General features: G+C 42.9%; 8 protein-coding genes. All 8 read left to right on the forward strand.

The window, feature by feature from the left end; genetic code table 11:
* A partial coding sequence (locus tag B7X71_RS10225; RefSeq protein WP_293600690.1) for a winged helix-turn-helix domain-containing protein occupies positions 1 to 174 on the forward strand: 174 nt, incomplete at its 5' end.
* A complete protein-coding gene (locus B7X71_RS10230; protein WP_293598606.1) occupies positions 150 to 1,478 on the forward strand; it encodes an ATP-binding protein in 1,329 nt (442 codons plus the stop codon). The genes B7X71_RS10225 and B7X71_RS10230, both read left to right, overlap by 25 nt.
* A 584-nt stretch (positions 1,479 to 2,062) precedes the next feature.
* The gene (locus tag B7X71_RS10235; protein ID WP_293598605.1) at positions 2,063 to 3,103 is read left to right on the forward strand and encodes a DUF4325 domain-containing protein; all 1,041 of its coding nucleotides are present in this window, start codon (positions 2,063 to 2,065) and stop codon (positions 3,101 to 3,103) included.
* A gap of 23 nt (positions 3,104 to 3,126) precedes the next feature.
* Positions 3,127 to 3,327 (forward strand): hypothetical protein, encoded by a 201-nt coding sequence (locus B7X71_RS10240; RefSeq protein WP_293598604.1) that lies wholly within the window; start codon positions 3,127 to 3,129, stop codon positions 3,325 to 3,327.
* Positions 3,314 to 3,916 carry a nitroreductase family protein gene (locus B7X71_RS10245; RefSeq protein ID WP_293598603.1) on the forward strand — a complete coding sequence of 201 codons (603 nt, stop codon included), beginning with the start codon at positions 3,314 to 3,316 and terminating at the stop codon, positions 3,914 to 3,916. The genes B7X71_RS10240 and B7X71_RS10245 overlap by 14 nt, the downstream gene beginning before the upstream one ends.
* 282 nt (positions 3,917 to 4,198) lie before the next feature.
* On the forward strand, positions 4,199 to 4,606 hold the full coding sequence (locus tag B7X71_RS10250) for a hypothetical protein (RefSeq protein ID WP_293598602.1): 408 nt from the start codon (positions 4,199 to 4,201) through the stop codon (positions 4,604 to 4,606).
* A 63-nt stretch (positions 4,607 to 4,669) separates the two neighbouring features.
* A complete protein-coding gene (locus B7X71_RS10255) occupies positions 4,670 to 5,776 on the forward strand; it encodes an efflux RND transporter periplasmic adaptor subunit (protein ID WP_293600687.1) in 1,107 nt (368 codons plus the stop codon).
* Positions 5,776 to 6,681, forward strand: a 906-nt coding sequence (locus B7X71_RS10260; RefSeq protein ID WP_293600689.1) for an efflux RND transporter permease subunit, incomplete at its 3' end; no start/stop codon positions are given. The genes B7X71_RS10255 and B7X71_RS10260, both read left to right, overlap by 1 nt.

Below are 6,681 nucleotides of genomic sequence, written 5' to 3' on the forward strand. Positions count from 1 at the left end.
CGCCCTGGTGTCATTTTGTCTCGAGGTGATTTGGAAGATCGTATATATGCATGGGGTCAAGAGGTTGAGAGTAATGCTGTAGAGTTTTTGATCCATGCCCTGCGACGTAAGCTTGGTGCCGAGCATATTAAGAATGTAAGGGGGGTAGGATGGATGGTTTCAAAAAACGTTTAACAGATTCCTTGCAATTTAAAATATCCCTCAGCATAGCGATTTGTATTTTAGGGTTCGCTCTAATCGCTGGAATTGTTGCATTTAAGTCAGCCTATGGTGAGGCGCATGAACTTCAAGATGACCTGCTGCGACAGGTTTCCAGCTTCATTTCTCAGCAACCATTGTCATTAGACGTATTAAGTAATGGCAGGCATGACAAGATAGGTGACGCTGAATCACACATCATTATTCAGCAACTTGGCAATGCGCCTGGATTACTAAACATATCAGCTTCTTTGCTCGATGGCCTACAGAGTTTACAAATTGATGGAAAAGAGTATCGCGCCATCCTTAAGACTATGGATGGTGGTGAGCGTATTGCAATATCACAACCCATAAGCTTCAGAGATGAAATCGCCCGTGACAGCGCATTGCGAACAGTAATGCCATTTCTGCTTATGCTTCCTGTCCTCTTATTTATCGTAGCCTATCTTGTGCAAAAGATATTCCAGCCTATTAAAAATCTTGCAAATGACATCGATAGTCGTACTGAGCAAGATCTGCACTCAATAGAAGAAATTAATTTACCCTCAGAACTTCAACCCTTTATGGTTGCTATCAATCGCTTGTTAGGGCTAGTGAGTCAATCTGTGCTCTTACAAAGACGTTTTATTGCCGACGCCGCTCATGAAATGCGCTCACCACTGACTGCATTATCTTTACAAGCAGAGCGCATAGCTCAAGTTCAACTGTCTCCTGAGGCTCAGGAGAGGATTGGCGTATTACGTCAAGGAATAAATCGTAATCGAGATTTACTTGAACAACTACTTACTTTGGCAAAAGCACAATCTTCAGCTCTTAGCCCAGAAAATCCTATCTCCATTCAAGCTGTCTTTCGTCGTGTTTTAGAAGATCTTATGCCGATTGCTGAGGCTAAGCATTTAGATATCGGCGTTGAAGGGCATGTGGATTTATTGGTATGGGTAAGTGAGCTAGATTTAACTGCTATGGTCACGAATTTGGTGGCAAATGCAATTCGCCACACACCGGAGTATGGTCAGATTGATCTCAAAGTTTGCATGAAAAGTAGTCAGGTAATCATTAGCGTGTGTGACACGGGGCCTGGCATCCCTCTTCAAGAGCGGGATCGTGTATTTGAACCGTTTTATCGCACTTTGGGAGCAGGCCAAGGTGGATCTGGTTTAGGACTTGCAATTGTGAAAGCAATCGCCGAAAAAATTGGTGCAGAAGTATGGCTTGAATTTAGCGATGAAGAGAATCAATCTGGTTTATGCGCTTCCATCTTATTACCCACCTTGCGATAAATTTCTGCTTTTGGTCTTGATTTCAACCCGTTGATGCAACACACTACAAACTGCGTAAGCGCAAGGAGTGTTGCTTAAATTAACACTTACTTGCTCATAAAGCGGTTTGGAGCGACGAGGTATTAGATGGTTGCTCCAACAATCCTTTGGTTTTGAAAACCAAAGAGTGGGCCAGCACTTTTTTTAAATTCGTGAATTTGCTTACACACTGACGCTGACCGACTGCAGATCACCTTTTTAAATGGGTCTATCCAAGGCTTCTGCTCTCATAAGAAAGAAGCCATAGGGGTCTTGTAACAAAGATCTCAATAGATTCAAGAGGTTAACTCTCTAGCAGCACGAGCATGGTGCCGTATGGCAACGTCGCTATAAGGGAGATAACAAATGGATATGGACTGCTACTAAAGAAAACTGGTTTGATTTAGCGGTGAGTAAGGTTAAAAAGCCATCAGAGTGGGTATAAGCACTGTTTATGCAGGGTTTCTTGTTAATCCCTTGCCAAAAACTTTACAATAATTTCTTAAAACTTTACAATAATTTCTTAAAACTTTACAATAATTTCTTAAAACTTTACAAAAATAGATATGAAATTTGCCAATACAAAACGCTCCCAAGAAGTACGTCAGTTCTTGGTAGATGGCGTTAAAGCAAATCAACTCGATTTAGCCCATGCTGCAATGGAAAGGTTCGGCCTTACTAGACAGGCTATCCATGCACATTTTGCAGCGTTAGTTAAGGATGGATTTTTAGCTTCCAGCGGCAGTACGAAGGCGCGTGTATATCAGTTGGGTGTGAAGCGATTTCATGATGGTCTATTTAAATTGAAGGGGCTAGAGGAGTCTGAAGTCTATTCACGTAACTTTAGTGAAATATTTGATGGTTTGCCTAAAGAAATTGCCAATATTTGTCATTACGGTTTTACTGAAATGCTCAACAACGCCATTGATCATTCGGAAGGTACTGAGGTCTATATTCATGTAGAAAGAACGCCCGATTTTGTATTAATATCAATCATTGACAATGGCGAGGGAATTTTTAACCATATTACTAGATTATTAAAGTTGCACGATCCACGTGAGTCCATTTTGGAGTTGAGCAAAGGAAAGCTCACTACTGATCCAAGTAGGCATACCGGGCAAGGAATCTTTTTCTCATCCCGTGCTTTCGATGAATTCTTTATTTTCTCTGGTGATTTAGTCTTTACACATGCTGACGGTTCGGGAATAGACTTTCTACTTCATAACGAAAAAAGTTATCAAGGAACCAGGGTTGTCATGAAGATAGCGCTTAATTCAGAAAGAATATTGCGTACAGTATTTGATAGTTTTAGCGGTACGGAAGACGAAGATTACGCGTTTAATAAAACCGTTGTTCCAGTTAAGCTAGCTCTATATGAAGGTGGGCAGCTTATTTCGCGCTCACAGGCGAAGCGTATTTTAAATCGCGTTGATCGTTTTAAGACTGTCCTATTGGATTTTAAGGGTGTTGAGTCAATTGGCCAGGCATTTGCAGATGAAGTATTTCGTGTTTTTATTAAGCAAAATCCGCAAATTACAATTCACTCTATTAATGAGAGTCTAGAGGTTAAAAAAATGATTAAGGCTGCTCAAAGTAATTGTGGGTAGAGGCTAGACAGCACCCATCTAAGTTGAGCGATCAATATGATGAAGGCGTAGTCCAGGGAGAAGTAAAAGCTGCACAAACCAGAATCCTTTGGTCCCAGGTTCAAGTCCTGGTGGGCCCACCAGAAAAGCAAACCCTCATCAGAAATGGTGGGGGTTTTGTCTTTTTTAGATTACCTTATGATCAAGGTTTAAATCTCTCCGAGGAAATTGATGAATACATTTGACGCAATCCGCGAACGCAGAGCCGTGAAGTACTTTGACCCAAGCCATGAATTTACTAAGCAAGAGACTGACCAACTGTTAGATCTCGCTATGCAAGCGCCATCTTCATTCAATATCCAACATTGGCGTTTAGTAAATGTTACTGATAAGACCCTCAGAGCAAAGTTACGTGAAGCTGCAAACAATCAAGCTCAAGTTACCGAGGCATCCTTACTCTTTGTAGTGACTGTTGATATCAAGGCATGGGAAAAAGATCCTGCTAGATATTGGGTTAATGCCCCTAAGGAAGCTCAAGATATTTTAGTTCCTTGGATTCATCCTTTTTACTCAGGAAAAGAGCAGTTGCAAAGAGATGAAGCAATGCGATCTGCTGGGATCATGTTGCAAACTATGATGCTTTCAGCTAAAGCAATGGGTTACGATTCTTGCCCAATGGTTGGTTTTGATTTTGACAAGGTTGCGCAGTTGATTCATTTACCTAAAGACTATGCCATTGCTGCGATGTTGGTAGTTGGCAAGGGTATCAGGCCAGCATGGCCAAAGCCAGGATTTATTCCTAAAACAGAGATGATGATTGAAAACCATTTTTAAATTTGGGCGCTTTCTGAATTCAACCCCTAGATTCAGGTTCAAGTCCTAGTGGGTCCACCAGGACTGAAAATACCAACCCTCGGGTTGGTTTTTTTATCGCCGCCATAAGTAGCAGTGAGATTTATGCTTAAGGCCTTGGGGTCAACCGGTCAACGTAACAGATTGGGCAAAAGGGGGCATTAAGCGGCGTGTATTAGCTAAAAGTGAAGAATTCTCATCAGAACTTGTGATTGGTCGAGCAATGGTCAAGCAGTTGAAATATCTCAGGTGTAGAATCAATCCATGCAATTTTTGAGATCAAAACCTCTTCTTTTAGCTGCTTTGTTCCTGGGAATCATTTTGCAGGTGCTGACACCATTCTTACACGCACATACCGGACGATCAAGTCAGTTTGGCCTTCATCTACATGTTGCAAGCACTGGATTTGAGTCTGCTAATGCCTCTGAGGTCGGTAAAGTCTATCTCACGAGTGCCACAGAAGAATCTCCTGAAGTGGGCGTACCTACTTCACTTCAAAGTGAAAAATTTGACCTCATCATCTTAAGTTTCTATGCTTTAGCCTTCTTTATCCTTGTTTATTCGGCATCTAGTGGGCGACAGATTTATTTTTTCTCGGTTGATAGATTCGCTTATCAAAGGCATGCCCAAGGCTCGCTACCTCTTTCTTTAGCCCCACCTCTGGCCATCTAAATTTCTCTGGCGTGATTTGCTCACGTTTCTTGGATTTAGTTGGTAGTGTTTCTAGAGGTTTTTATGTTTCGTTTCCATATAGTTGGACTTTCCCTATTCTCATTCATTTTAAGTGGGAGCCTGCACGCACAAGAATTTGCACCTAAGTCATTAAAGCTGACTGCAAATCAACAGGCAGCTATGGGCGTTAATTTCTCTTCAGCAATTTCTGTTGATTCAGGTTCTGTATTAATTAGTGCTTCAGTCACAGTTCCACCAGAAAAGCAGGCAATTCTATCGGCGCCATATCCCGGACAACTCAGCCAAATGGTTGTGGGTGTTGGCGACCCCGTCAAGATCGGCTCTCCGCTTGCTTACTTTACTAGCCCCCAGATGGGCGATTCTAGGCAGAAATTATTGGAAGCGACATCTGATGCGCGTTTAGCAAAAGAAGCTTTGTTTCGCGATAACGAGCTATTTAAAGAGGGGATTATTCCCCAATCTCGCCTTAACATTACTAAAGCAAAAGCTGAAAATGCTAATGCGATGTTGATGGCAAGACAATCTGAATTAAAGGCTGCAGGCATTAACTTTGGTGATCAAAAAAACAAAGAGGCATTTAGCTCTTATGCGACGGGTGCTCTAAAGTCACCTATCCAAGGCACAGTAGTAGAAGCCCATAATCTCATCGGTCAGCGCGTAGATACCGGAACCTTACTTTTTAGAATTGCTGACATTTCTACTTTGAATCTCGAAATCAATACATCTGGATTTAAAGCGCTTGGCATTCATCCTGGCGACGAAATCGTGATTGCTTCCCGTAATGCAAAAGCAAGGGTAACTGGCGTATCCCAGGCAGTCAGCGCCTCACAGTCGGCAAGAATAAGGGCGGTTGTTGAGGAGCGTGGTACTTTGCAGATGGGAGAAGTTGTTACTGCCACCATCCAGGCCAAGATGAAGCCAAAAGTACAAGACAAGACCCTATGGCAAGTTCCTTCTCGTGCCATCACTAGCTGGAAAGGTCAAAGTGCAATTTTTATTCTATCTAGCACTGGTGTCGTACTTCAGTCTGTGGCAGTTATCTCAAGTGACGATGACTTAGCCTCAATCCAAGCGCCACTATCTAATGGAGTCAAAGTCGCCGTAACGGGTATTGCTTCTCTGAAAGCGCTTGCGCAGAAGGAGGAGTGATGTTTACTAGATTAATTAATACGAGTTTGCATTTTCGCAAGCTCGTATTGGCAATGGCTATTGCGTTGGTGCTCTTTGGCATTCATGCATGGATGACATTGCCAATTGATGCCTTTCCTGATATTTCGCCAACTCAAGTCAAGATTATTCTGAAGATTCCTGGGATGACCCCTGAGGAAGTTGAGCAGAGAGTTGTTCGTCCAATTGAAATTGAGATGCTCAGTATTCCCAAGAAGCGGATTGTGAGATCAGTTTCTAAATACGGTATTGCTGATATCACGATTGATTTTGATGAAGGTACAGATATTTATTGGGCTCGCCAGCAAATCTCTGAGCGATTAAATGCATTTACAAAAGACCTGCCGCCTGGCGCAACTGGAGGGTTGGCACCAATTACCACTCCCTTAAGTGAAATCTATATGTTCACTCTTGAGGGTGAAGGTTTTAGCCTAAGGGATAAGCGCACCGTATTGGACTGGACTATTCGGCCTGAGCTTCGAACCATTCCTGGTGTGGCTGAAGTCAATGTCTTGGGCGGAGAGATTTTGACTTATGAGGTCATTCCTGATCCATTGCGATTGGCTGCTCGCGCTATTACGATGGTAGATCTTCGAAACGCGGTGATGACTAATAACAGCAATGATGGTGCAGGACGCATTGATCAAGGCGAAGAGACCTTAGTGGTTCGTGTTGAAGGAGCGGTTAAGAAGCTTGAAGATGTAAAGAAGATTCAGATCCCCAAAGCAAATGGGAGATCGGTCATGCTGGATGAGGTAGCCACGGTTCATTTAGGATCAGCCACTCGCTACGGCGCCGTTACTAAAGATGGGAAAGGCGAGGCGGTAGAAGGGCTGGTCCTAGGTTTACGCGGGGTCAATGCCCGCCTTTTGGTTGACTCAGTCGAG

Source organism: Polynucleobacter sp. 39-46-10, from assembly GCF_002282275.1.